The 23,666-nt window shown below is 72.4% G+C and carries 24 protein-coding genes and 1 tRNA gene; 4 read left to right on the plus strand and 21 right to left on the minus strand.

The features are described from left to right. Positions 1 to 83: 83 nt before the first annotated feature. The 5 genes from ACYVGN_RS05030 to ACYVGN_RS05050 all read right to left on the minus strand — a co-directional run bounded on the left by ACYVGN_RS05030 (position 84) and on the right by ACYVGN_RS05050 (position 5,554). Positions 84 to 1,394, minus strand: coding sequence for an HNH endonuclease signature motif containing protein (locus ACYVGN_RS05030; protein WP_460789161.1), 1,311 nt, complete (start codon positions 1,392 to 1,394; stop codon positions 84 to 86). A 213-nt stretch (positions 1,395 to 1,607) separates the two neighbouring features. Next, positions 1,608 to 2,372, minus strand: coding sequence for an SDR family NAD(P)-dependent oxidoreductase (locus ACYVGN_RS05035; protein ID WP_460789162.1), 765 nt, complete (start codon positions 2,370 to 2,372; stop codon positions 1,608 to 1,610). A gap of 43 nt (positions 2,373 to 2,415) precedes the next feature. Continuing rightward, positions 2,416 to 3,783: a cytochrome b/b6 domain-containing protein gene (locus ACYVGN_RS05040; protein ID WP_460789164.1), complete on the minus strand. Its 1,368-nt coding sequence runs from the start codon at positions 3,781 to 3,783 to the stop codon at positions 2,416 to 2,418. Next, a complete protein-coding gene (locus ACYVGN_RS05045; protein WP_055991979.1) occupies positions 3,784 to 4,767 on the minus strand; it encodes an electron transfer flavoprotein subunit alpha/FixB family protein in 984 nt (327 codons plus the stop codon). A 10-nt stretch (positions 4,768 to 4,777) separates the two neighbouring features. Next, entirely contained in the window at positions 4,778 to 5,554 is a 777-nt protein-coding gene (locus ACYVGN_RS05050; RefSeq protein WP_460789166.1) for an electron transfer flavoprotein subunit beta/FixA family protein, read from the minus strand. 99 nt (positions 5,555 to 5,653) lie between these two features. Between ACYVGN_RS05050 and ACYVGN_RS05055 the strand changes: the two genes are divergently transcribed. Continuing rightward, positions 5,654 to 6,190, plus strand: a complete 537-nt coding sequence (locus ACYVGN_RS05055; protein WP_460789167.1) for a MarR family winged helix-turn-helix transcriptional regulator — start codon at positions 5,654 to 5,656, stop codon at positions 6,188 to 6,190. 19 nt (positions 6,191 to 6,209) lie between these two features. Here ACYVGN_RS05055 and mmsB read toward each other — a convergent pair whose 3' ends face one another. Genes mmsB through ACYVGN_RS05070 form a run of 3 tightly spaced genes read right to left on the minus strand, consistent with a single transcriptional unit; the run spans position 6,210 to position 9,840 of the window. Beyond that, a complete protein-coding gene (gene mmsB, locus ACYVGN_RS05060) occupies positions 6,210 to 7,127 on the minus strand; it encodes a 3-hydroxyisobutyrate dehydrogenase (RefSeq protein ID WP_460789169.1) in 918 nt (305 codons plus the stop codon). A 49-nt stretch (positions 7,128 to 7,176) separates the two neighbouring features. Further along, positions 7,177 to 8,328, minus strand: a complete 1,152-nt coding sequence (locus ACYVGN_RS05065) for an acyl-CoA dehydrogenase family protein (RefSeq protein ID WP_460789170.1) — start codon at positions 8,326 to 8,328, stop codon at positions 7,177 to 7,179. Positions 8,329 to 8,340: 12 nt separating this feature from the next. Continuing rightward, positions 8,341 to 9,840 carry a CoA-acylating methylmalonate-semialdehyde dehydrogenase gene (locus tag ACYVGN_RS05070; protein WP_460789171.1) on the minus strand — a complete coding sequence of 500 codons (1,500 nt, stop codon included), beginning with the start codon at positions 9,838 to 9,840 and terminating at the stop codon, positions 8,341 to 8,343. 246 nt (positions 9,841 to 10,086) lie between these two features. Here ACYVGN_RS05070 and ACYVGN_RS05075 point away from each other — a divergent pair, with 246 nt between their 5' ends. Next, complete coding sequence (locus ACYVGN_RS05075) at positions 10,087 to 10,491, plus strand: VOC family protein (protein ID WP_460789172.1); 405 nt, start codon at positions 10,087 to 10,089, stop codon at positions 10,489 to 10,491. Positions 10,492 to 10,505: 14 nt separating this feature from the next. Here ACYVGN_RS05075 and ACYVGN_RS05080 read toward each other — a convergent pair whose 3' ends face one another. From ACYVGN_RS05080 to ACYVGN_RS05100, 5 genes are all read right to left on the minus strand, one after another. Continuing rightward, a complete protein-coding gene (locus tag ACYVGN_RS05080) occupies positions 10,506 to 11,150 on the minus strand; it encodes a UdgX family uracil-DNA binding protein (RefSeq protein ID WP_460789174.1) in 645 nt (214 codons plus the stop codon). Positions 11,151 to 11,214: 64 nt separating this feature from the next. Continuing rightward, on the minus strand, positions 11,215 to 11,919 hold the full coding sequence (locus ACYVGN_RS05085; protein WP_460789175.1) for an AMIN-like domain-containing (lipo)protein: 705 nt from the start codon (positions 11,917 to 11,919) through the stop codon (positions 11,215 to 11,217). Between the two features lie 161 nt (positions 11,920 to 12,080). Further along, positions 12,081 to 13,838, minus strand: a complete 1,758-nt coding sequence (locus tag ACYVGN_RS05090) for a bifunctional metallophosphatase/5'-nucleotidase (protein ID WP_460789177.1) — start codon at positions 13,836 to 13,838, stop codon at positions 12,081 to 12,083. A 93-nt stretch (positions 13,839 to 13,931) separates the two neighbouring features. Further along, positions 13,932 to 14,657 carry a group I intron-associated PD-(D/E)XK endonuclease gene (locus tag ACYVGN_RS05095; protein ID WP_460789179.1) on the minus strand — a complete coding sequence of 242 codons (726 nt, stop codon included), beginning with the start codon at positions 14,655 to 14,657 and terminating at the stop codon, positions 13,932 to 13,934. Positions 14,658 to 14,773: 116 nt separating this feature from the next. Next, positions 14,774 to 14,850, minus strand: a tRNA-Pro gene (locus ACYVGN_RS05100). Positions 14,851 to 14,953: 103 nt separating this feature from the next. Here ACYVGN_RS05100 and ACYVGN_RS05105 point away from each other — a divergent pair. Together ACYVGN_RS05105 and ACYVGN_RS05110 are read left to right on the plus strand one after the other, a co-directional pair. Further along, on the plus strand, positions 14,954 to 15,538 hold the full coding sequence (locus ACYVGN_RS05105; protein ID WP_460789180.1) for a GNAT family N-acetyltransferase: 585 nt from the start codon (positions 14,954 to 14,956) through the stop codon (positions 15,536 to 15,538). A 22-nt stretch (positions 15,539 to 15,560) separates the two neighbouring features. Next, a complete protein-coding gene (locus ACYVGN_RS05110; protein ID WP_134746532.1) occupies positions 15,561 to 15,932 on the plus strand; it encodes an RNA-binding S4 domain-containing protein in 372 nt (123 codons plus the stop codon). 144 nt (positions 15,933 to 16,076) lie between these two features. Here the strand turns inward: ACYVGN_RS05110 and ACYVGN_RS05115 are convergent, their stop codons facing one another. The 8 genes from ACYVGN_RS05115 to ACYVGN_RS05150 all read right to left on the minus strand — a co-directional run bounded on the left by ACYVGN_RS05115 (position 16,077) and on the right by ACYVGN_RS05150 (position 23,577). Further along, positions 16,077 to 16,976: an NUDIX domain-containing protein gene (locus ACYVGN_RS05115; protein ID WP_460789182.1), complete on the minus strand. Its 900-nt coding sequence runs from the start codon at positions 16,974 to 16,976 to the stop codon at positions 16,077 to 16,079. A 63-nt stretch (positions 16,977 to 17,039) separates the two neighbouring features. Continuing rightward, positions 17,040 to 18,563 carry a ribosome biogenesis GTPase Der gene (gene der, locus ACYVGN_RS05120; RefSeq protein WP_055990779.1) on the minus strand — a complete coding sequence of 508 codons (1,524 nt, stop codon included), beginning with the start codon at positions 18,561 to 18,563 and terminating at the stop codon, positions 17,040 to 17,042. Continuing rightward, positions 18,553 to 19,254: a (d)CMP kinase gene (gene cmk, locus ACYVGN_RS05125; protein ID WP_460789184.1), complete on the minus strand. Its 702-nt coding sequence runs from the start codon at positions 19,252 to 19,254 to the stop codon at positions 18,553 to 18,555. Before cmk ends, der begins: the two co-directional genes overlap by 11 nt. Before the next feature lie 9 nt (positions 19,255 to 19,263). Beyond that, entirely contained in the window at positions 19,264 to 20,400 is a 1,137-nt protein-coding gene (locus ACYVGN_RS05130; protein ID WP_460789185.1) for a prephenate dehydrogenase, read from the minus strand. Beyond that, complete coding sequence (locus ACYVGN_RS05135) at positions 20,397 to 21,200, minus strand: pseudouridine synthase (RefSeq protein WP_460789187.1); 804 nt, start codon at positions 21,198 to 21,200, stop codon at positions 20,397 to 20,399. Before ACYVGN_RS05135 ends, ACYVGN_RS05130 begins: the two co-directional genes overlap by 4 nt. After that, a complete protein-coding gene (gene scpB, locus ACYVGN_RS05140; protein ID WP_460789189.1) occupies positions 21,197 to 21,829 on the minus strand; it encodes an SMC-Scp complex subunit ScpB in 633 nt (210 codons plus the stop codon). Before scpB ends, ACYVGN_RS05135 begins: the two co-directional genes overlap by 4 nt. Beyond that, entirely contained in the window at positions 21,819 to 22,709 is an 891-nt protein-coding gene (locus tag ACYVGN_RS05145; protein ID WP_460789190.1) for a segregation and condensation protein A, read from the minus strand. The genes scpB and ACYVGN_RS05145 overlap by 11 nt, the downstream gene beginning before the upstream one ends. Continuing rightward, positions 22,693 to 23,577 (minus strand): ParA family protein, encoded by an 885-nt coding sequence (locus ACYVGN_RS05150; protein WP_460789192.1) that lies wholly within the window; start codon positions 23,575 to 23,577, stop codon positions 22,693 to 22,695. The genes ACYVGN_RS05145 and ACYVGN_RS05150 overlap by 17 nt, the downstream gene beginning before the upstream one ends. Positions 23,578 to 23,666 lie beyond the last annotated feature (89 nt).

The following is a 23,666-nucleotide window of genomic DNA, read 5'->3' on the forward strand; positions in this document are numbered from 1 at the left end:
CCCAGTGAACGCACCGCTTCGCACGGCGGACAGGGCATTGCGCTCGCGCGGTCCACGCGGTATACGCCGGTGAGCGGGAAGCGTCAGAACGGGGGCGGGTCGGCGCCGAAGTCGGCGCGGGCGATCTCGGCGGATGCCTCGAACCTCACGACCGGGGTGGGTTTGTGCTTGACGATCCGGCCGGTCGGGCTGATGACCTCCATCACCCCGCCGGGTCCGTGTCGGAAGTCCCAATTCGAGTTGTGTTTCAGGACGTGGTGGGCCCGGCACAGGTTGGCGAGGTTGCGGACGTCTGTCGGGCCACCGTGGGAGTACGGGATGGTGTGGTCGTCCTCGCACCGGACCGCCGGCTGCCGGCAGCCGGGGAAGCGGCAGTGCTCGTCCCGGGCGATCAGGAACCTTCGCTGCGCCTTCGTGGGCGTGTAGGTGTCGACGGTCTTCAAGCACCCGGTGTCGGGGTCGGTGAACAGGCGCGTCCACTTGGCGGCCTCCCCGGCCAGGCGGCGCGCGGCCTCCGCGGGGATGGGCCCGTAACCGGCGAGGAACGCCGACTCGTCACCGACGCCGGTCAGTGACTGCCACGGCACGGTGACCTGCACGGTCGCCTTGATCTGCGTCAGGGCGTCGCCACCGTGCTGGTCGATCAGCTCCGCGGTGGGCAACCCGGCGAGGGCGATCTCGGCGAACACGTCCGCCCGGATCTGATCCAACGTCCGGTCGTCGCCCTCGGCCTTCGTCCGGTAGATCGTGCGCGCCATCTGCGTCACCCGGTCGTGCATCGCGTACACCGTCACGGCCGGACCGATGTAGGTCAACTCGCCCATCCCGTCCGGAAGCGGAGCCACGCTCACGGAGCGGTCGGCCATGGCTTCCTCGTGCCGCTCCTCCAGTGGCAGCGGCTCGATGTCATCGGCGAGCTTCCGTGCGACGGACCCGAGCTGCCCGGCGGTGAGCTTCACCGCGCGGGGCAGGATGATCTGCTCGAACTCGGCGCGGGAGTCGTCATCCTCGAGACGGCTGCCGGCGTCCAGGATCGCTCGGACGTGACCCTCCGAGATGCGCCCCTCCTCGAACAGGGCGAACGTGGCCGGGAACCCGTCCACGAGGTCCACCGCCCACTCCATGCGGAGCCGGATGGACCGGTCCGAGATCCGCGCCGCGACGCCCAACTCGGCCGCGATCGATCGCACCGGGTGCTCGAACTCCGAACCCGTGCCGGCGCGGCGCATCTGCGACTCGGCGATCGCGCGGGCTTCGGCGAGGATCCGCGCCTGCCGCGCCTTCGCCTGCGCGATCGCCCGCTCCTGCGCGAGGAAGTCGTCCACCAGCTCGGACGTGCGCGCCAGTTCGCCGAGGGTGGTGGTCCACCCGGTCGAGTGCGGCTCCGTCGTCATGCCCCTGATTCTTCCCGGGGCCACCGACATTCGACGGGTTGGAAAGGGCAGATCAGGGATTCAAACGAGATCTGTGGAGAACTCGTCTTGGGGGCATCCTGTGGACGAGCTGTGGGCCGGTCTGCAGGGACGGTTTGGACACGTTTCGACTCCGGCGCTGGCGCGCCTCCGCTCAACGACCGGAGGGTGGGGGCGGCGCTGGCGCGCCTCCACTCAGCGCGGGGCCATGCGAAGGGCGCCGTCGAGGCGGATGGTCTCGCCGTTGAGGTAGTCGAGCTCCGCGATCGACACGACCAGTCGCGCGAACTCCTCGGGGCGGCCGAGGCGATGCGGGAACGGGACCGTCGCGGCGAGCGAGGCGTTCACCTCCTCGCCCAGCGACGCGAGCATCGGGGTGTCGACGATGCCCGGGGCGATCGTGTTGACGCGGATGCCGTGCTGGGCCAGGTCGCGGGCCGCCGCGATGGTCATGGCGGCGACCCCGCCCTTCGATGCGGAGTAGGCGATCTGGCCGATCTGACCCTCGAATGCGGCGACCGACGCCGTGTTCACGATGAGCCCGCGCTGCCCCTGCTCGTCGGGCTCGTTCTGCGCCATGGCCTCGGCCGCGAGCCGCATGACGTTGAAGGTGCCCACCAGGTTGACCTCGATCGCGCGGCGGAAGGTCTCGAGGTCGTGGACGCCGCGCGAGGAGAGGATCCGCCGCGCCGGCGCGATGCCGGCGCAGTTGACAACGAGGCGGAGCGATCCCGCCGGCGCGGCCTCGAGCGCGGCCCGGACCTGCCCCTCATCCGTCACATCGGCGCCGACGAGCCGCACCCCGGTCTCCCCCTCGGGCGCGGCGCCGGCGCGCTCCACGGCGGCGGGCAGGTCGACCCCGATCACGTCGACGCCGTGGCGTGCGAGCGCCCGTGCGGTCGCCTCCCCGAGGCCCGACGCGGCCCCCGTGACCAGCGCGCTGGCTCCCTCGATGTGCATCTCTCTCCTCCGTGTCTCGTATCCGTACCCGACGTCTCGCGGTCTATCGTCCCGACACCGTGCCGAACAGCCGGGCGACGGGCGCGAGAACGAGCGGACGCGCCGCGACCCACGCCGCGACGATCGCGAGCATCGACGCGCCGAAGATCCAGAAGCCCGTCCAGTCGACGACGTCCTTCGCGGCGTACATGTGGTTCAGGTTCCTCAGCGCTCCCGTGGCGAGGACGAGCGTCACGTGCACGGCGATGAACAGCACGAACACGATCATCACGGGGAAGTGCACCGCGCGCGCCCATTCCACAGGGAGGATCCGGTTCAACGTCTTCGCCCGTGCGGGCCAGAGGTTCGACATGCGGAACCCCGTGATCGCCGCGAGCGGGGCCGCGACGAACACGACGCCGAAATACGCCAGCTGCTGCAGGGCGTTGTAGTGCGCCCATCCGTTCTCGGTGGGCCAGTCGAGCGCGGCGTACTGCAGCAGCGCGCTCAGCGCGTGCGGGAAGACGTCCCACGAGGTCGGGACGATCCTCATCCACTGGCCCGTCGCGAACAGCAGGATGACGTAGATCGCGCCGTTCACGAGCCACAGCAGGTCGAGCGACTGGTGGAACCACAGCGAGAGGCTGATCCGGCCCCTCGGCTTCGCGCGCGGCGCCCAGTACGCCGGCGGGCGCCGCTCGGTGCGCACCTGCCACCCGCTGCGGATGATGAGCACGAGCAGGAACACGTTGAAGAAGTGCTGCCAGCCGAGCCAGGCGGGGATGCCCACCGGGGCGCCCGCCGGGAGCGGATAGGCCCCCGGATACGCGGCGATGAACGCGCGCACTCCGTCGAGCGACACGATCCAGCGGGTCAGGAGCACGACCATCGCGGCGGCGTACAGCAGGGCGCCGGCGGTGAGGAGCGCGGCGCCCACCCACTGCCCCCGCGTGTACGGCCCGATCCGCTCGGGCTCGGGCGCCGCGCTGGGGCGCCGCGTCGGCGCGACCGCGCGCCCCGGGCTCGATGCCGCATCGGGCACCGGCCGCACGGGGACCGTGGACGATCGCGGCGCGGGCGCCTCCCGGCCGCTCGCCCGGTCGGCACCCGCCCCCGCGAGGCGCTCGGCCACGCGCGCGGCGAACGCCGCGGACGGCCACGGCTCGCCGCCCGGCACGCGCGGCAGGCCGCGTCGCACGGGTCCGGACGCCGTGATCGCCGGGCCGGGGTCCTCGCCGGCCCGCCCGACCTCGACGGGTGCCGGTTTCGGCTGAGCCTCGACCCGACCGCGCTCCCCGCGTTCCGGCTCCCCGGCGGTCGGCTCGGGCTCCGCGGCGAGCGCCGCCGCCGCCCCCTCCGGACCGGGCGGCCACGGCTCGCCGCCCGGGACGCGCGGCAGGCCGCGGCGGATCGTCGTGCCGTAGGTCGCCACTCAGGGCCTCCGTGCCTCGAGGGCGGCGATCAGCTGCGGCACGACGGTGAACACGTCGCCCACGACCCCGAAGTCGGCGATCTCGAAGATCGGCGCGGCGGCGTCCTTGTTGATCGCGACGATCGTCTTCGCGGTCTGCATGCCGACGCGGTGCTGGACGGCGCCGCTGATGCCGAGGGCGACATACAGCTGGGGCGAGACCGAGACGCCCGTCTGCCCGACCTGGTGCGCGGCGGGGACGTACCCCGCGTCGACCGCCGCACGGGATGCGCCCACTGCCGCGCCGAGCGCATCGGCGAGCCGGCCGACGAGCGCGAACCCCTCCTCGGATCCCAGCCCCCGCCCGCCCGCCACGACCCTCGCGGCGCCCCGCAGATCCGGGCGCGACGTCGCCCCGGAGGTCGCCTCGAAGGACTCGACCACGGCGGCGGGCGCGCCCGACGACTCGACATCGAGCACGCGCGACGTCACGGGCCGCGGCTGCGCCCGATGCTCGACCGCCCCCTGCCGGAGCGTGATGACCGGGGCGCCGAAGGTGACGGCGGAGTCCACGGTGTACGCGCCGCCGTACACCGAGTGGTGCGCCACGATGCCGAGCTCGTCCCGCGAGACCCCGACTGCGTCGACCGCGATCGCAAGCCCCGCGCGCGCCGTGAAGCGGCCCGCGGCATCGCGCCCCTCCACCGAGTTCGACACCAGCACCGCGTCGGGCTGCACCAGCGCGTACGCCGCAGCGAGCGCGTCGACTGTCGGCACGGTCAGGAGCGCCGGATCTCCCGTGGGCGCCGCGAGCAGCACGGTCTCGGCCCCGAGCGCGGCCACGGCCGCGGCGAGCGCCTCATGCCGCTCCGCCGGTGCGACCACGAGCGCGACGGGCGCTCCCACGGCGTCGGCGGCGCCCAGCAGCCCCGCCGCGGAGGCCGCCGGCTCGCCGTCGGGAGCGAGCTCGACCACGACCAGGATGGCGTCCTCGGCGATCTCCACGTCCTCCACCTCACACCAGCCGGTTCTCGACGAGGAACTCCGCCAGGCGCTCGCCCGCATCCCCCTGGTCCGTGATGATCGTCCCCGCGCCCCGCGCCGGCCGCTCGGCGACCGCGAGCATGATCGACCGCGGGGCGTCGATCCGATCCGCCTCGACGCCGAGGTCCGAGAGGCTCGCGGTCTCGAAGGGCTTCTTCTTGGCGGCCATGATCCCCTTGATGCTCGCGAGCCGCGGGTCGGGCAGCGCCTCCGTGATGGATATCACCGCGGGCAGCGCGGCCGTCACGCGCGCGACGCCCGCCTCCACGGCGCGCGCCCCCGAGACCCGCTCCTCCGCGATCTCCACCGAGGCGAGCGAGGTCGCGTGCGCGACGCCCAGGCGCTCCGCGAGCATCGCGGGCAGCCCCCCGCCCGACCCGTCGGTCGACCGGTCGCCCGCGATCACGAGGTCGAAGCCGACCCGGCGCACGGCGGCGGCGAGCACCTCGGCGGTCAGGGAGAGGTCGGCGCCGCGCAGCGCGTCGTCGGCCACGAGCAGGGCCGACGTGGCGCCCATCGCGAGCCCCTTCCGGAGCGTGGCGGCGGCCGTGGCGGGACCCATCGACACGAGGGCCACCTCGGTCCCCGGATGGGCGTCGGCGTACCGCAGGGCGACCTCGATCGCGCGCTCGGAGATCTCGTCGAGCACCCGCGTCGCGCCCTCGCGCTCCGCGAGCCCCGTCTCCAGCGACAGGCGCCGTTCCCCCGCCGTGTCCGGCACCTCCTTCGCGAGCACCACGATCCTCATCCGCGCCTCCCGTCCGTCGATGCCCGGCGCTCGCGCGGCGCCGCGGAGCACGCCGGCGTCCACCCGATAACGTGACCCTGAGACAGGGAGGTGCGCCGGATGGCTCCACACTCACCGCTGCCGGTGGATCCGATCGCCGAGGCCCGGCGCCAGTGGATCGCGCACGAGTGGGAGGACGCCGCCGACGGCATGGCGGCGGTGACGTCGATCATGCGGGCGCACCAGCTGATGCTCGCGCGGGTGGACGGCGCCCTGCGCCCGTTCGGGCTGACCTTCGCGCGGTACGAGATGCTGCGGCTGCTGGCGTTCGCGCGGGAGGGCCGGCTGCCGATGTCCTCCGCCACGACCCGCCTGCAGGTGCATCCGGCGAGCGTCACGAACACCGTGCGGCGCCTGGAGCAGGACGGGCTGCTGCGGCGCGAGGCCCATCCGCAGGACGGGCGTGCGGCCATCCTGACCCTCACCGACGCGGGACGCGATCTCGCCGAGCGGGCGACGCACGCGCTCAACGCGAAGGTGTTCGAGCAGATCGGGCTCGACGCGGATGAGCTGCGCTCGCTCGCGCACATCATCGCGCGGCTGCGCCGGCGCGCGGGCGACTTCACCGACCCGCGGCCGATGCCCGAGCCGCTCTGATCCGCCGGACGCCGGCCCGTCATCGTCCCGAGGCTCCCGGCTCCGCCTGCGCCCGGATCGTGTTGATGATCGCCGAGAAGTCCTGCTGGGCGCCCGGCCCCTCGGCGAACTCCCGGTAGATCTCCCTCGCGAGCAGCCCGAGGCGCGCATCCACCCCGGTGCGGGCGATCGCCTGCTCCGCGAGGCCGAGGTCCTTCGCCATGAGCGCGCCGGCGAACCCCGGGCGGTAGTCGTGGTTCGCGGGGCTGGTCGGCACGGGTCCCGGCACCGGGCAGTTGGTGGTCAGCGCCCAGCACTGCCCGGACGCGTTGGAGGCGACGTCGAACAGCACCTGGTGGGACAGCCCCAGTCGTTCGCCGAGCACGAAAGCCTCGGCGACGGCGATCTGCGAGATCCCGAGGATGAGGTTGTTGCAGACCTTGGCCGCCTGACCCAGCCCCGCGCGGCCGCAGTGCACGATCCGGTGCCCCATCAGCTCGAGGATGGGCTTCGCCTCGGCGAAGTCGGCCTCGTCGCCGCCCACCATGAACGCGAGCGTCGCGTTCTCCGCACCGACCACGCCGCCCGACACCGGCGCGTCCAGCGCACGATGACCCGCCGCGACGGCCCGCGAGGCGGCCATCAGCGCGTCGTCGACGGCGATGGTGGACGAGTCGATGAACAGCGTGCCCGGTCTCGCTGCCGCGAGGAGTCCGTCGCCCGTGCCGTCTCCGTACGCGGCGAGCACGTGCCGACCCTCGGGCAGCATCGTGATGACGACGTCCGCCTCGGCGGCGGCCGCCTCGCCCGACTCCGCGATCGCGACGCCGGCGTCGCGCGCCGCCGCGCAGAGCTCGGGCACGAGGTCGAAGGCGCGCACGTCGCGCCCCGCGCGGACGAGGTTGGCGGCCATGGGGCCGCCCATGTGGCCGAGGCCGATGAACGCGATGATGCTCATGTCGTCTCCTTCGACGCCTGGGTTCGGCACCCCGTCTGCGAGGTGCGGGTCAGCGCTTCCTCTCGAGCAGGTCGCGCCCGACGATCAGCTTCATGATCTCGTTGGCGCCCTCCAGGATCTGGTGCACGCGGAGGTCCCGGACCACCCGCTCGATCCCGTAGTCGTGGAGGTAGCCGTATCCGCCGTGCAGCTGGAGGGCCGCATTGGCGGCCTCGAACGCGGCGTCGGTCGCGAAGCGCTTCGCGAGCGCGCACGCCACCGCCACATCCGGCGTGTTCTCGTCCATCTTCGCGGCGGCGCGCTCGAGCAGGGCACGGGCCGCCTGCAGCTGGGTCTCCATGTCGGCGAGCGTGAACACGACCGAGTCCAGCGCCGAGAGCGGGGCGCCGAACGCCTGCCGCTGCTGGACGTACGCGACGGTGCGGTCCAGCGCCCACTGGGCGCCGCCGAGCGAGCACGCGCCGATGTTCACGCGGCCGCCGTTCAGCCCCTTCATGGCGATGTGGAAGCCGGTGCCCTCGTCTCCGAGCAGGTGCGACGCGGGCACGCGCACGTCGTCGAGGATCACCTGCCGCGTCGGCTGGGCGTTCCAGCCCATCTTCCGCTCGTTGGGACCGAACGACAGGCCGGGGGCGTCGCCCGGCACGATCAGCGCGCTGATCCCCTTGGGACCCGGGCCTCCGGTGCGGGCCATCACGACGTACACGGCCGAGGCGCCCGCGCCCGAGATGAACTGCTTGGTGCCGTTGAGCACGTACTCGTCGCCCTCGCGGCGCGCGGAGGTCGTGATGGCGGCGGCATCGGATCCCGCCCCGGGCTCGGTGAGGCAGTAGCTCGCGAGATCCTCCATGGCGGCCAGCCGCGGGACCCAGCGCCGACGCTGCTCCTCGTCGCCGAACGTGTCGATCATCCAGACCACCATGTTGTGGATCGAGATGTAGGCGGCGATGGTCGTGTCGCCCTTGGCGAGCTCCTCGAAGATCGCCAGCGCGTCGCGGCGGGTGAGACCGGAGCCGCCGACGTCCTCGCGGGCGTAGATGCCGCCGAGTCCCAGCTCCCCCGCCTGCCGCAGCGTCTCGACCGGGAAGTGCTTCTCGAGATCCCACTCCCCCGCGTAGGGGGCCAGCGCGGTCTCCGCGAACTCCCGCACCATCTCGACGAGGGCCAGGCGCTCCTCGGTGTCGGTCATCGTCATGCTCATGTCACGGTCCCCTCAGTGCATCGTCGGGATGACGAAGCTCGCGCCTTCCTTGATCCCCGACGGCCACCGGCTGGTGACCGTCTTGGTCTTCGTGTAGAACCGGAACGCATCCGGCCCGTGCTGGTTCAGGTCGCCGAACCCCGAGCTCTTCCAGCCGCCGAACGTGTGGTACGCGATCGGGACGGGGATGGGGACGTTGACGCCGACCATGCCGATGTTCACGCGGGCGCTGAAGTCCCGAGCCGCGTCCCCGTCGCGCGTGAAGATCGACACGCCGTTGCCGTAGGGGTTCTCGCTCGCCAGGCGCAGCGCGTCCTCGTAGGTGTCGGCCCGCACGATGATCAGCACCGGGCCGAAGATCTCGTCGCGGTAGACGTCCATGTCGGGCGTGACGTGATCGAAGAGGGTCGGGCCGATGTAGAACCCGTTCTCGTGGCCGGGCACGGCGAGCCCCCGGCCGTCGGCGAGCAGCGTGGCACCCTGCTCGACGCCGAGCTGGATGTAGCGCTCGACGCGGGCCTTCGCCTCGGCCGTGACCAGCGGGCCGTAGTCGAAGCCCTCCTCGAGCGCCGGGCCGACGCGCAGGTGCGCGACCCGCTCGGCGAGCTTGGCGGCGAGCGCGTCCGCGGTCTCGGCGCCGACCGGCACGGCGACCGAGATCGCCATGCAGCGCTCCCCCGCGGACCCGTATCCCGCGCCGACGAGCGCGTCCGCGACCTGGTCGAGGTCGGCATCCGGCATCACGACGAGGTGGTTCTTGGCGCCGCCGAAGCACTGCGCCCGCTTGCCGTTCGCCGCGGCCGTGGCGTAGATGTACTGGGCGATCGGCGTCGAGCCGACGAAGCCCACGGCCTTGACCCGGGTGTCGCGCAGGATCGCGTCGACCGCCTCCTTGTCGCCGTTGACCACGTTGAGCACCCCGGCCGGCAGCCCCGCCTCCAGGAACAGCTCGGCGAGCCGCAGCGGGACCGAGGGGTCGCGCTCGCTGGGCTTGAGGATGAAGGCGTTCCCCGCGGCGAGCGCGGGGCCCGCCTTCCAGAGCGGGATCATGGCGGGGAAGTTGAACGGCGTGATGCCGGCCACGACCCCGAGCGGCTGGCGCATGGAGTACACGTCGATGCCCGCGCCCGCGCCCGTGGTGTACTCGCCCTTCAGCAGGTGCGGGGCGCCCGCGGCGAACTCGATGACCTCGACGCCGCGCTGGATGTCGCCCATCGAGTCGGCGATCGTCTTGCCGTGCTCGCTCGAGAGCAGACGGGCCAGATGCGGCAGGTCCTTCGCGACCAGGTCGAGGAACTTCAGGAGCACGCGGGCGCGCTTCTGCGGGTTCTGATCGCCCCACTCGATCTGCGCGGCCTCGGCGACCGCGATCGCCTCCGCGACCTCCGCCGAGCTCGCGAGCGGGACGCGCGCCTGCACCTCGCCGGTGCTCGGGTCGTACACGTCGCCGAAGCGGCCGGACGTGCCCTGCACGTGCGCTCCGCCGATGAAGTGGGTGAGCTCTCGCACCATCGCCGTCTCCCGTCGGACATCCATTGTCCTTCAAAGGAGATAGTACGCCTTCCAAATACCTGCGACCAGAGATTGTCACACTCGATCGGCGATGGATTCATCAGTATGCGAAGCCCCACCCGCCGTCGTTGAGCGGAGCGAGCGACGGCCCACCCCGGTCGTTGAGCGGAGCGAGCGCAAGCGAGCGGAGTCGAAACGCAGGCGACCGCCACCGGCACCGCCCCGCCGCACCCCTACACTGACCCCATGCCCGTCTTCGATCACCTCGGAATCACCGTCGACGACGTCCCGCATGCGATCGCGCGCTTCGATCCGATCCTGCAGGCGCTCGGCTTCGAGAGGTCCGACGCCGAGAACTCCGCGTCGTGGTGGCGCGAGGGCGAGACCGAGTTCATCGTGATGCCGGCGCGCGAGCCCGGCACGGGCCCGCACGTGCACGGCCGGGTCGGCTGGCAGCACCTCGCGTTCGCGGTCGAGTCGCGCGCGGAGGTCGAGCGGCTGCACCGCATCGCGCTCGACGCCGGCTGGACCGCGGTGCGCGACCCCAAGGAGTACCCGCGCTTCACCGACCGGTACTACGCCTCCTTCCTGGAGGACGTCGACGGCATCCGCATCGAGTTCATGCACGACCCGCCGCGCGACGCCGGCTGACCCGGGGCGCGGACTCAGCGGATCAGCTCGGCGGCCCGACGGAGGACGTCCACGAGATGCGCGAGCGCGGCCCGTCGATCCGCCTCCTCGCGGATGCGCAGGATGCTCGACGGGTGCGCGGTCACGACGGTCGGTGTGCCCGAGGGGTCCGACGATTCCATCACCATGCCGCGGACCTCGCCGATCCTCACCGACCTGCCGAGCACCGCTCGCGCGACCATCGCGCCGAGCGCGACGATGACCGTGGGCCGCACGAGCGCGATCTCCTCCTCGAGCCACGCGTGACACGCGGTGACGTGCGCGACCGACGGCTTCTCGTGGATCCGCCGCTTGCCGCGGCGCTCGAAGCGGAAGTGCTTCACGGCGTTCGTGCGGTAGACCGCGTCGTCCGCGACGCCCGCCGCGGCGAGCGCCTCGTCCAGCACCCGTCCCGCGGGGCCGACGAACGGCTCGCCCTCGAGATCCTCTCGGTCGCCGGGCTGCTCGCCGACCAGCATCATCTGCGCCGCATCCGGGCCCGACGAGAACACCACCTGCGTCGCGTCGCGCCACAGCTCGCACCCGCGGCACCCCTCGGCCGCACGTCGCAGCTCCTGCAGGTCCGCGCCGTGCGGGACCCAGTGCTCCGCGCCGGGGCGCTCCTCGCCGTCTGCCGCCACCGCCCCATGGTGACGCGGACGCGCCCCGCACGGCGATCCGCTTGACAGAGCGGGACGACGGAGGTCAGTCGAGCGAGATGTCGACCACCAGCCGCATCGGATCCTCGAGCGTCGTGACCGTGAAGTCGCGCTCGCGGTCGAGACCGATCGCCCACGACGTCTGGCTCTCGAAGTTCTCGATCCGCTCGAGCTCCTGGATCACCGAGACGTTGTCGGGATGCAGCTGCGCCGGCCCGTCGTAACCCGCGCCATCCGGGCCCGGCATCCAGGCGCCCGCCGACACGACCAGCGTCGCGTCGCCGGCGACGTCGACCGGCTCGCCCCGCGGCGCGTCGAGGATCGGGTCGTCCCGGTACTCGACGCGATAGCCCGGCAGCGTGCCCGATCCGGAGAACTCGATCACCACGCGCTCGAAGCACGGCTCGTGCGCCCCTGTCCGGATCTCGGCGCCCACGACGGTCGAGAGCCGCTGCGGGAATCCGTCCTCGACCCGGTCGGTCCCGCCCGCGTCGGGGCACGGCGTCTCGGGCGGAGGGCTGGCCGTCGCCGGGGGCGTCATGTCGGGTGTCGAGCCCGGCGTGGTGGCGGGCGGGCTCTCGCCCGGGGTGGAGCCGGGCGGCGAGGCGGTCTCGGTGGGCCCGGCCGAGCCCGTGGTCGGCGGCGGCTGCGGCGGGCCGCCGGTGCACGCCGCCAGGGAGAGCAGAAGGGCCAGTACGGCGATCGCGCCGCCGGCCGATCCGGTTCGAAGGGGTCCCCTTGTGGTGCTCATCTGGCGCCTCCTGACGCCCGGGGAGCGCCATCCTACGCCCCCGCTTCGGCGGCGGAAACGGGCGGAAGATCACGGTATGGCGGCAGTCTTCGTGCACCGCCCAGGCGGACGCGACGAGGGGCCCCGCCGTGCGGCGGGGCCCCTCGTTCCAGCGGTGTGGATCAGCCGATCGGCGTGCCCGCCACGGTGAGCTCCCACGAGTCCTGCCAGAAGTCGGCCGGGTCGATCGTGCCCTTCGCCTGGGCCCAGTCGATCAGCAGCTGGCGGATCTCCTTCTGCTCGTCGTAGACGAGCGGAGCCGAGGCGATGTGCGGGAAGCCGCCGCCGCCCGAGCGCCGGTAGTTGTTGACCGCCACGACCACCTGGGTGTCGTCCGCGAGGGGCGTGCCGTCGGCCAGCGTGATGCCGTCAACCCGCGAGCCGACGGGCTGCGAGAGGTCCACCGAGTAGTCCAGCCCCGCGATGATGTCGAGGTTGTAGTCGGGCGTTCCGCCGGCGCCCGTGTCGCGCGCCGGGTCGAACGTCGAGCCGGCCGGCACGGTGGCGAAGTACTTGTTCGAGAACTCGAGGTAGTCGTCGATCTGCGCTCCGGTCATCGTCACCGCGTGGAGCGTGTTGTCGTAGATGTACAGCGACGCGATGTCCTTGACGGAGACGTCGCCGGCCGGGAACACCGCGGTGCGCGAGAACGGCGCCGCGATCGAGAGCACCGGCAGCTCGGCGTACGCCGTGCCCTCGAGCGCCGCGTCCACCGTGTCGGTCTGCACCTGCTGGATGAAGTCGATGATCGGCGTGTCCTCGTAGCGCGAGGTGACGGCCGACAGCTCCTGCGTCGACTGGGCGACGACCTGGTTCACGTACGCCACCGTGGTCGCGTGCTGCTCGGCGACCAGGTCGAGGATCTCCTGCGACTGCGGGTAGTCCCTGGTCCGGATGGCCGACGCCTCCGCGGAGTCGACCTGCCACTGGCCGCGCACCTTGCTGAGGTCGAGGTCGACGCGCGAGACCGTGGATCCCCAGCGGTACGGCTGCGTGAGCAGCACCTCCTCGCCGGTCACCTCGTTGACGATCGTCTGCGACGGCGCATCGCGGTGCGTGTGTCCGAGCACCATCACGTCGATGCCCGGCACCGTGCGGGCGATGACGTCGGAGGGGTTCTCGGGCGCCGCGATCGACTCGTCGTACGACGATGCGCCCAGGCCGGCGTGCGACAGCACGACGACCACGTCGGCGCCCGCCTCCTTGACCCGCGGGACCCAGGTCTGCGCGGCCTGGACCATGTCCTGGAATTCCAGCCGGCCCTCGACGTTGCCCTTGTCCCAGATGGCCGACCCCGGCGTCGTGAGTCCGAGGATGCCGACCTTGACCGGCTTCTCGCCCGGCACGCGCTTGGCGACGATCGTGAACGGCTTCAGGGCCGGCTCCCCCGTCGCGACGTCAATGACGTTCGCGCCCAGGAGCGGGAAGTCCAGCGCGCCCTCATAGGCCTCGAGCGTGTCGAGACCGTAGTTGAACTCGTGGTTGCCCACGACCTGCGCGTCGTAGCCGATCGCGTCGTAGGCGGCGGCCATGGGGTGGACGGCGCCGGTCTCCTCGACCGGCTCCTGCACCGCGTAGTAGTAGCTGAGCGGCGTGCCCTGGATCGCGTCGCCGTTGTCGACCACGATCACGCTGTCGTCGCCCTGCTCCTCGCGGACGGCGTCGACCACGGAGGCGACCGACGCGAGCCCGATCGCGTCCCCGGCCCGGTCCGAGTAGGGCCGGTCGTTGAAGTAGTCCCAGTTCGCGACGTTGCCGTGCAGGTCGGTGGTGGCGAGCAGGGTCAGGTCGAGCGTGTGGTCCTCGGGCGCGGCTGCGGCGGGCACAGCGGCGGTCGCGACCAGCACGGCCGCGAGCGCGGACGCGAGGTGAAGCTTCACGGTTCTCCTTCGAGCATGACGACGGCCCGCGATCGCGGGGCCTGTCCGCACGCTAACGCCACCGAGTGACGCCGATGTGAACACGCCACGGGCTCAACTGCCCAGGTGAGGCAGGCGGTGCTCCTGGTACGCGCTGAGGTGGATGGCGTGGAGCCCTCCCACCGCCGTGACCGGGATCAGGTAATACGTCATGTCGGGATCGATGACGAAGAACTCGTCTATCTCCTCCGGATCGTACGTCCTTCGCTGTCCCCGAGTGGTCGAGAGGTAGGCCTTCCAGGAATCACCGGCGCGGACGGTCGTGGTCTTCACCTGGATGCGCCGGATGCCGTCGGCTCCCGACACCAGCAGGTCGTAGCGACACGGCTCGAGAGGCCACGACACATCCTCGCCGCAGAGCGTGAACCACGCGGCGGCGAGCAACGGCCCCGCCTTGCGCAGGTGTGCGTTGTCCGGCGTCCTGACCCTCCGGCGCCCTTCCGGCGGCTCCGCGAGGTGCCCGATGTCGATGTGCAGACGCAGCGCGTGGCCCTTGAGCACGCTTACCGCGCCCGGCCCCTGGACATCGAGCTTCTCAGCCACGTCGTCCCAGGACTCTCCGGTCGATATCGCCGCACGAAGGGCGGGTTCGTCCCATCGCCGCCGACCGCGGAAGTGGCTGTAGTCGACCCCGAGGTGGTCCGCCCGGGCGCGGACCGATCGCATGGCGCCGGCGGACGTCGCGGTCAGCCCCAATTCGCGCAGCAGCCCCCGCCACGAGCTCGAGCCGGCCACCGCCGCAATGAGCTGACCGTCGGAATAGGAGCGGAGCCTTTCCATGGTCAGACCGTACGACCGACCACGGACACGGATCCCGTTCAGTCACAGCCAAGACGCGCGGAGGATCGCAGCGAAACGACAGAGGGACCGGCCGAAGCCGGTCCCTCTGTGCGGATTGGTCGGGATGACAGGATTTGAACCTGCGACCCCCTGACCCCCAGTCAGGTGCGCTACCAAGCTGCGCCACATCCCGTGACCGCCCATGGGCGGACAACTCGACAAGTCTACCCGGTCGAAACGGGTGCCGCGAACCGGGGCGCTCGCGCGTGTCGGTGGGGCGTCGTCGCCTGGCGCGCATGGTGCAGATCACGACCCGGCCGGCGACCATCGAGGAGTGGGACGACGTGCAGGCGGCCCTGACGGGAGGCGGCGACGGCCGCTCGTGCCAGTGCGTGTGGCCCGTCCTGACGAACGCGGAGTGGAACGGGACCTCCGTGGACGAGCGCCGCGAGCTGCTGCGAGGCGAGCTCGAGGCCGGTCCCCCGCCGGGCCTGGTGGCCTACGTCGACGGCGAGGCGGCGGGATGGATCCGGATCGGACCGCGAACGGCCCAGCGCCGGACCCTGCGGAGCCGCGTCGTGAAGAACGGATCCGTCGAGCGCCTGGACGACGACGGCGTGTGGGCGGTCACGTGCTTCTCGGTCCGCAGGGAGCACCGCAGGCAGGGGCTCAACGCGGCGCTTCTCGACGCGGCCGTGGCGTACGCGCGCGACAGCGGCGCCCGGGTCGTCGAGGGCTACCCCATCGCGACCGACGCGACCAAGCCGTCCACCAACTCGCTGTTCGTCGGCGCCCTGTCGACCTTCCTGGCCGCGGGCTTCCGCGAGATCGCCCGCCCCACCGACACCCGCGTGGTCGTCGCTCTCGACCTCACCGCGTGATCCGGCTTCGTACGATGGGGGGATGAGCGAGGGAAGCGTCCGCGTCGACAGCTGGCTGTGGGCCGTGCGCGTCTACAAGACCCGCTCGGCCGCGACCACGGCCTGCCGCGCCGGCCATGTGCGCGTCAACGGCGCACATGCCAAGGCCGCGCAGCTCGTCCGCCCCGGCGACGAGTTGCGGGTGCGGATCAGCGGGTTCGACCGGATCCTCGTGGTGCGTCAGCCGATCGCCAAGCGCGTCGGCGCCCCCGTCGCCGCGACGGCGTTCGAGGACCGCACCCCTCCCCCGCCTCCCCGGGAGTTCGCCGGCGTCGTCGCCGTCCGCGACCGCGGCGCGGGCCGGCCCACCAAGCGCGAGCGCCGCGACATCGACCGCCTCCGCGGCCGCGACTGACCCGGTCGTCGGAAGAGCGGCCCGCTCGTCGGACCTGTGGTGCCGGTGGGGTGGATGCGACGCTCAGCGCCCCGCGCGCCTCGCGGATCCGACGACCGCGCGCGGCTCCCGACGACCGAGCGCCTCCTCGGAGCCCGGACCCACTCAGGCCAGCAGGGCTGTGAGCCACCCGGCGCCGCGGACCCGCGCGCCGGCCTCCTCTGCGCGCCCGCGCAGCTCCCGGTCGCTCGTGACCACGGTCACGGTCCGGCCGTCCTCGACCAGCGCCGCGGCCTCGGCCGCGATGGCGTCGTCCCCCTCACCGGCCGCGCGTACGACCCGCACGCCGTCGATGTCGGCCACGTCGCGCGAGGCTCCCTCCACCACGACGACGAACTCGGGGAACCAGTGCGTCGCCCCCAGGTCGAGCTCGAGCGCGGGCACGCCGGCCTCGGCGAGCGCGGCGACGCGCGTCAGCAGCCGCGTCGCGGCGCCGGCGCGATCGCGCCACCACCCGTCGGGCACCGACCCGATCACGTTCGCGGCGTCGACCACGACCACCGGATGCACGTGCAGCAGGTCGCGCAGATGCGCCCAGGCCACCTCGAACCCGGGATGCAGCGGACGCCGGTCTACCTGGTCGACGGGCGCCCACTCGACCGCGAAGCTCTCCGGATCGGTCACCTCGGCGGCGAACCGGTCGGTCACGTCGGCGACCACCGTGGTGTACGACCACACCCGCAGGTCGAGGACGTTCGTGAACCGCGGGCGCACCGACTCGAGCGGCACGCCCGCCTCCTCGTGCGCCTCGCGCAGCGCGCCGTCGATCGGCGCCTCGTCCTGATGGAGCGCTCCGCCCGGCAGCGCCCAGGTGCCGCCGTGGTGGCTCCAGCCGACGCGGTGCTGCAGCAGCACGCCCCGCTCGCCGTCGAACGCCATCAGCCCGGCCGCGCCGAAGCGCCCCCAGTACCGGTCGCCCGACTCCGTCACCACCCAGGCGTCGCCGGGGTCGCGCGGGCCGGTGAACCGGGGCGGTTCACCGGGGCGAGCAGGCTCGATGGTCACCCCTCCAGACTGGCACAGGGTCGCGTGAGCCGTCGGCCGTGGCGTGGCCCGGTGCGACCCGGATCAGCGCTGGCGGCGCTCCCGCACGCGCATGTTGATCACGATCGGCGTGCCCTCGAAGCCGTACAGCTCGCGCAGGCGGCGCTGCACGAAGCGGCGGTAGCCCGGGTCGAGGAAGCCCGTCGTGAACAGCACGAAGGTCGGCGGACGGGTGCCCGCCTGCGTGCCGAACAGGATGCGCGGCTGCTTGCCGCCGCGCAGCGGGTGCGGGTGCTCGGCGACGAGCTCGGCGATGAACGCGTTGAACTTGCCGGTCGGGATGCGCTGGTCCCACGACTTCAGCGCGGTCTCCAGCGCGGGCACGAGCTTCTCGAGGTGGCGGCCGGTCTTGGCCGAGATGTTGATCCGCGGCGCCCAGGCGACGTGCGCGAGGTCGGTCTCGATCTCGCGCTCGAGCATGCGCCGGCGGTCGCCGCCTCGCGCATCGTCCGCGAGCAGCTCGTCCCACTTGTTGAACGCGAGCACGAGCGCGCGGCCCGACTCGAGCACGAGGTCGATGATGCGGACGTCCTGCTCGCTGATCGGCTGCGAGACGTCGAGCACGACGATCGCGACCTCGGCCTTCTCGAGCGCGGCCGACGTGCGCAGCGACGCGTAGAAGTCGGCGCCCTGCTGCAGGTGCACGCGGCGGCGGATGCCGGCGGTGTCGACCAGCGTCCACAGCTTGCCGCCCAGCTCGACGATCTCGTCGACCGGGTCGCGCGTCGTGCCGGCGAGCTCGTTGACGACCACGCGCTCCTCGCCCGCGGCCTTGTTCAGCAGCGACGACTTGCCCACGTTCGGGCGCCCCAGGATGGCCACGCGGCGCGGGCCGCCGATCTCGTGCTTCGCGACGGCCGAGACCTCGGGCAGCACCTTCATGATCTCGTCGAGCAGGTCGGCCACGCCGCGGCCGTGGATGGCCGAGACGGGGTGCGGCTCGCCGAGACCGAGGTTCCACAGGGCGTAGGCCTCGGGCTCGTGGCGCGCGTCGTCGATCTTGTTGGCGACGAGGAACACGGGCTTGTCGGTCTTGCGCAGCAGCTTCACGACGTGCTCGTCCGTCGAGGTGGCGCCGACCATGGCGTCGACCACGAACAGCACGACGTCGGCCAGGTCGATCGCGACCTCGGCCTGCAGCGCGACCGAGCGGTCGATGCCCTTGGCGTCGGGCTCCCATCCGCCCGTGTCGACGAGCGAGAAGCGGCGGTCGAGCCACTCGGCCTTGTAGGTCACGCGGTCGCGCGTGACGCCGGGCGTGTCCTCGACCACGGCCTCGCGACGCCCCAGGATGCGGTTGACCAGCGCCGACTTGCCCACGTTGGGGCGGCCGACGATTGCGACCACCGGCAGCGCGGGCAGGTACTCGATGCCGTCCTCGCCGCGCTGGATGCCGGCGAGCAGCGCGGCATCCTCCTCGTCGAGGTCGTAGTCCTCCAGGCCCTGGCGGAGAGCGGCGGCGCGGCGCTCGGCGAGCTCCTCGTCCACCTCGGCCAGGCGCTCGGCGAGCTGGTCCGGCTTGCCTTCGTACTCGTCGTCAACGGCCATCGCGGCCTCCATGCTCTTGATTGATCCTGTGGTCGATCACCGTGAGGACGGCGTCGATGGTCTGCTCGAAGTCGAGCTCGGTGGAGTCGACCACGTCGACTCCGGGGTCCGCCTGCGCGAGGTCCAGCACGTGGCTGTCCGACTCGTCGCGGCGCGCGATCGCCTCGGCGACCTCGGTCGTGTCGGCGCCCAGCTCGAGGCCCCGGCGCCTCGCGCGCACCTCGGGCGAGGCGGTCATCAGGATGCGCACCGGTGCGTCGGGCGCCACGACCGAGGTGATGTCGCGGCCCTCGATGACCACGCCGTCGAGGCCGGACTCCCCCGCCAGCCGGCGGAAGACGCCGTTGAGGTACGCGCGCACCTCGGCCACGCGCGTGAACCCGGCGATCGCGGCGGTCACCTCGGGCGTGCGGATGGCGGACGTGACGTCCACGCCGCCCACCGTCACGGTGCGGTCGTCGGGCGCGAGACCGAGACGCAGGTCGAAGGTCCGCAGCGCGTCCAGCACCGCGTCCTCGTCGTTGGTGTCGGCGCCGAGGTTCAGCACATGCCACGACAGCGCGCGGTAGCCCGCGCCCGTGTCGAGGTAGCCGTAGCCGCGGCGGCGCGCGATCTCCTTGGAGACGCTGGACTTGCCGGATCCGGCGGGTCCGTCGATCGCGATGATCGGGGTCTGGTGGTGTTCGGTCATCGACGGCTCTCAATCATGAGTCGTGCTCGCGATCCGCCAGCCGCGCTGCTCGAGGCCCGCGGTCGCCTCGCGCAGCACGCCCGGAACGACGCTGATCTCGGCGAGGCCGAACTGGGCGCCGGGCGAGTGCTCGAGCCGCAGGTCCTCGATGTTGACGCCGAGCTCGCCGAGGTCGCCGAACAGGCGGCCCAGCTGGCCCGGGGTGTCGTCGACCATCACGATCAGCGACTCGAAGCGGCGGTTCTGGCCGTGCTTTCCGGGCAGGCGCTCGACGCCCTCGTTGCCGCGGCGGATGGTGTCGGCGAGGGTGCGGCGGGCGCCGGCGGCGTCGGGCTCGCGCAGCGCGTCGGCGAGGGCCGACAGGTCCCCCGCGAGCGCGTCCAGCACATCCACGACGGGCGCGGCGTTCGCGCCCAGGATCTGCACCCACAGCTCGGGGGCGGAATGGGCGATGCGCGTGGTGTCGCGCACGCCCTGGCCGGCGAGGCGCAGAGACTCGTCCGGGGCGTCCGCGAAGCGGGCCGCGAGCAGGCTCGCGACGACCTGCGGCACGTGCGAGACGAGAGCCACCGAGCGGTCGTGCTCCTCGGGCGTCATCTCGATCGGCATGGCGCCGAGGTCCAGAGCGAGGTCCTCCACGAGCGCGAGGTCGGCGGCGGGCGTCTCGCCGTCCCGGCACACCACCCACGGGCGGCCCGTGAAGATGTCGGCGCGCGCCGAGATGGCCCCGCCGCGCTCGCGGCCGGCCATGGGGTGCGAGCCGATGTAGTGCGTGAGGTCGACGCCCCGCGCGCGGAGCTCCTCGAGGGGACCGAGCTTGACCGAGGCGACGTCGGTCACGACGGCGCCCGGGTACCGCTCGAGCTCGCTCTGCACGACGTCTGCCGTGACGTCCGGCGGCACGGCGACCACGATCAGGCGCGGCTCGTCGCCCGGCGCCTCGGCGCGGCCGGCGCCGTAGTCGATCGCCAGGCGCAGCTGGGTGGGCGAGGTGTCGGTCAGGACGACGTCGACCCCGCTGGCGCGCAGGGCGTGCCCGATGCTGGCGCCCAGCAGGCCGGCGCCGACGATGCGCACGGTGCCCGTCACGCGCGCGGCGCGGCCCGGCACCAGCGCGTCGCGCGCGGGCACGGCAGGATCGGTCACGATGTCTCCAGGTTCTCCCCCGACGGATCGGCTCCGGTCTCGGGAGAGTCGGATCCGCGGCGCGAGAGAGTCAGCAACGCGCCGCGCTCCACTTTAGTCAACTCGCGGGCGCGGCCCACTGGGAGGGTTCCCAGGTGCAGGGGCCCGAACTGGCGCCGGACGAGCTCGGTCACGGGGTGGCCGACGGCCGCCATCATGCGGCGCACGATCCGGTTGCGCCCGGAGTGCAGCGTGAGCTCGACCAGGCTGGAGCCGGCCGACGCATCGAGCAGGCGCGCCTTGTCGGCGTGGATCGGCCCGTCCTCGAGCTCGATCCCGCGCGTCAGCGTCGCGATGGTCTGCGGCGACACGCGCCCGTCGACCTTGGCGATGTACACCTTGGTCACGCCGAACGACGGATGCGCGAGCACGTGCGCGAGCTCGCCGTCGTTGGTCAGCACGAGCAGACCGCTCGTGTCGGCGTCCAGGCGCCCGACGTTGTACAGCCGCTCGGGCCAGTCCTTCGTGAAGCGGCGCAGGTCGGGTCGGCCGCGATCGTCCTTCATGGAGCTGACGACGCCGGTCGGCTTGTTCAGCATCACGTAGCGCTTGCTCGTGTCGAGCTGGATGGCCGTGCCGTCGACGTCGACCAGGTCGTGCTCGGGGTCGATGCGCGAGCCCAGCTCGGTCACGACCTGGCCGTTGACGCGCACGCGCCCCTCGACGATGAGCTGCTCCGACACGCGGCGCGACGCCACGCCCGCGTTCGCGAGCACCTTCTGCAGCCGGACGCCCTCGGCGCCCTGTCCGTCCGCACTCATGCGATCACATCCTCGAATCCGTCGGAGCCGTCGTCCAGCAGCGGCGAGATCGGCGGCAGCTCGTCGAGCGAGTTGATGCCGAGCTGCTGCATCAGCAGGTCGGTCGTCCCGTACATGATCGCGCCGGTCTCCGGATGCGTGGACACCTCGGTGATGAGGCCGCGCGCCAGGAGCGTGCGCACCACGGAGTCGACGTTCACGGCGCGGATGGACGCCACCTGCGAGCGCGTGACCGGCTGCTTGTACGCGATCACCGCGAGCGTCTCGAGGGCGGCCTGCGACAGCCGCGCGGGAGCCTGGCCGCCCACGAAGCTCGCGACCATGTCGTCGTACTCCGCGCGCACGTAGAAGCGCCAGCCGCCGCCGACCTCGCGCAGCTCGAACCCGCGCTCGGGCGTCCCGGCGCGGCCGTCGTAGTCCTCCACGAGCGCGGCGAGCGCCTTGCGCACGGCGGGCACGGGTGCGCCCACGGCCGTGGCGAGCGACACCACGCTCTGCGGCTCGTCCACGATCATCAGGATCGCCTCGAGTCGCTGCGCGACGCCTCCCGGGAACTCCGCGGGCTCCTCGGCGGCCGGCGCGACCGGCTCGAGCTCCGGCTCCGCCGCGGTCTGCGTGTCATCGGTCATAGTCGGCCCCCAGGGTCGCCAGCGTCTCGTCGGACCAGTGGTCCGCCGTCCAGGTCAGGGTGAGCTCGCCGAGCGGCTCCAGCTGCTCGAAGCTGATCGCGGCGTGGCGGTAGAGCTCCAGCACCGAGATGAACCGCGCGACCACGACGCCCGCCTGGTCCACGCCCGCGACGAGCTCGCGGAACGTCATCCGCTCGGCGCCGCGCAGCAGCGTGACCACGACCGCGGCCTGCTCCCGGATGCTCACGAGCGGCGCGTGCAGGTGGTCCAGGCCCACGCGCGGGATCTCGCGCGGCGCGAAGGCCAGCATCGCGATGGCCGCGAAGTCGGCCGGGGTGAGCGTCCACACCAGCTCGGGCGTCTTCGCGCGGTACTTCGGGTCGAGCGGCACGCTGCGCACCTGACGCCGCTCCTCGCCCTGCAGCCGCTCCGCGAACCAGGCCGAGACCTCCTTGAACGCCCGGTACTGCAGCAGGCGCGCGAACAGCAGGTCGCGGGCCTCGAGCAGCGCGACGGACTCGGCGTCGACGAGCTCGCCCTGCGGCAGGAGGCCGGCGACCTTCATGTCCAGCAGGGTGGCGGCGACCACCAGGAACTCCGACGCCTGGTCGAGCTCCTCGTCGGGTCCCAGCTCGCGCAGGTACGCGATGAACTCGTCGGTGACCTTCGACAGCGCGACCTCGGTGATGTCGAGCTCGTGCTGCGAGATCAGGTTCAGCAGCAGATCGAACGGGCCGTCGAAGTTCGACAGCGAGACGCGGAAGCCCTTCTCCCCCTCGGGCGCCGCGTCGACCGGCGCCGGGACCGGCTCGAGATCAGGCGACGGCCGGTGCCGGTCGGCCGCCTCCGGCGGCGCGCCGTCGCTACGCGACGGCGCCACGGGCGACGAGCTCCCGCGCCAGTCGCAGGTAGGCCTGAGCGGCCGGGTGCTCGGGCGCGAAGTCGATGATCGGCACGCCCGAGACCGACGCGTCCGGGAACTTCACCGTGCGGCCGATGACGGTCTCGAGCACGTCCTCGCCGAACGCCTCGACGATCCGCTCGAGCACCTCGCGGGAGTGCAGCGTGCGCGGGTCGTACATGGTCGCCAGCAGGCCGTCGAGCTTGATCGAGGGGTTCAGACGGTCGCGGACCTTGTCGATCGTCTCGATCAGCAGGGCCACGCCACGCAGCGCGAAGAACTCGCACTCGAGCGGGATGATGACGCCGTGGGCCGCCGTGAGGGCGTTGACCGTCAGCAGGCCGAGCGACGGCTGGCAGTCGATCAGGATCACGTCGTAGTCGCCGGCGACGCGGCGGAGCACGTGCGAGAGGATCATCTCGCGCGCGACCTCGTTGACGAGGTGCACCTCCGCGGCCGACAGATCGATGTTCGCCGGGATCAGGTCGAGGTTCTCGACGCCCGTGTGCACGATCGCCTCGTGCGGGTCGCGCTTGGTGTCAAGCAGCAGGTCGTAGATCGTGGTGACGTCGTACGTCGCGACGCCCAGGCCGGCCGACAGCGCGCCCTGCGGGTCGAAGTCGATGGCCAGCACCTTGCGCCCGTACTCCGCGAGCGAGGCGGCCAGGTTGATGGTCGTCGTGGTCTTGCCCACGCCGCCCTTCTGGTTGCAGAGGGCGATGATGCGCGCGGGGCCGTGGCCGTCGAGCTTCTTCGGGGTCGGGAAACCCTGGTACGGGCGCCCGGTCGGACCGAGGATGACCTCGTCCTGCTTCTTCCGGGCCCGCGTATCCGTCTTCTCCGCCACAGTCTCTCCCGCCTTCGACGTGCTTGCTCGATTGTAACGACGCGATTGCGGCGCGCCGGGACCTGGCCCGGCGATCCGGATCTCGGGCG

The organism is Microbacterium lacusdiani, assembly GCF_054779895.1.

Excerpts from the sequence above, each read along its gene's own strand:
- ACYVGN_RS05030 (WP_460789161.1), bottom strand. The coding sequence starts at position 1,394 with ATGACGACGGAGCCGCACTCGACCGGGTGGACCACCACCCTCGGCGAA.
- ACYVGN_RS05035 (WP_460789162.1), bottom strand. The coding sequence starts at position 2,372 with ATGCACATCGAGGGAGCCAGCGCGCTGGTCACGGGGGCCGCGTCGGGC.
- ACYVGN_RS05050 (WP_460789166.1), bottom strand. The coding sequence starts at position 5,554 with ATGAGGATCGTGGTGCTCGCGAAGGAGGTGCCGGACACGGCGGGGGAA.
- ACYVGN_RS05055 (WP_460789167.1), top strand. The coding sequence starts at position 5,654 with ATGGCTCCACACTCACCGCTGCCGGTGGATCCGATCGCCGAGGCCCGG.
- mmsB (WP_460789169.1), bottom strand. The coding sequence starts at position 7,127 with ATGAGCATCATCGCGTTCATCGGCCTCGGCCACATGGGCGGCCCCATG.
- ACYVGN_RS05065 (WP_460789170.1), bottom strand. The coding sequence starts at position 8,328 with ATGAGCATGACGATGACCGACACCGAGGAGCGCCTGGCCCTCGTCGAG.
- ACYVGN_RS05070 (WP_460789171.1), bottom strand. The coding sequence starts at position 9,840 with ATGGTGCGAGAGCTCACCCACTTCATCGGCGGAGCGCACGTGCAGGGC.
- ACYVGN_RS05075 (WP_460789172.1), top strand. The coding sequence starts at position 10,087 with ATGCCCGTCTTCGATCACCTCGGAATCACCGTCGACGACGTCCCGCAT.
- ACYVGN_RS05085 (WP_460789175.1), bottom strand. The coding sequence starts at position 11,919 with ATGAGCACCACAAGGGGACCCCTTCGAACCGGATCGGCCGGCGGCGCG.
- ACYVGN_RS05095 (WP_460789179.1), bottom strand. The coding sequence starts at position 14,657 with ATGGAAAGGCTCCGCTCCTATTCCGACGGTCAGCTCATTGCGGCGGTG.
- ACYVGN_RS05105 (WP_460789180.1), top strand. The coding sequence starts at position 14,954 with ATGGTGCAGATCACGACCCGGCCGGCGACCATCGAGGAGTGGGACGAC.
- ACYVGN_RS05110 (WP_134746532.1), top strand. The coding sequence starts at position 15,561 with ATGAGCGAGGGAAGCGTCCGCGTCGACAGCTGGCTGTGGGCCGTGCGC.
- der (WP_055990779.1), bottom strand. The coding sequence starts at position 18,563 with ATGGCCGTTGACGACGAGTACGAAGGCAAGCCGGACCAGCTCGCCGAG.
- cmk (WP_460789184.1), bottom strand. The coding sequence starts at position 19,254 with ATGACCGAACACCACCAGACCCCGATCATCGCGATCGACGGACCCGCC.
- ACYVGN_RS05135 (WP_460789187.1), bottom strand. The coding sequence starts at position 21,200 with ATGAGTGCGGACGGACAGGGCGCCGAGGGCGTCCGGCTGCAGAAGGTG.
- scpB (WP_460789189.1), bottom strand. The coding sequence starts at position 21,829 with ATGACCGATGACACGCAGACCGCGGCGGAGCCGGAGCTCGAGCCGGTC.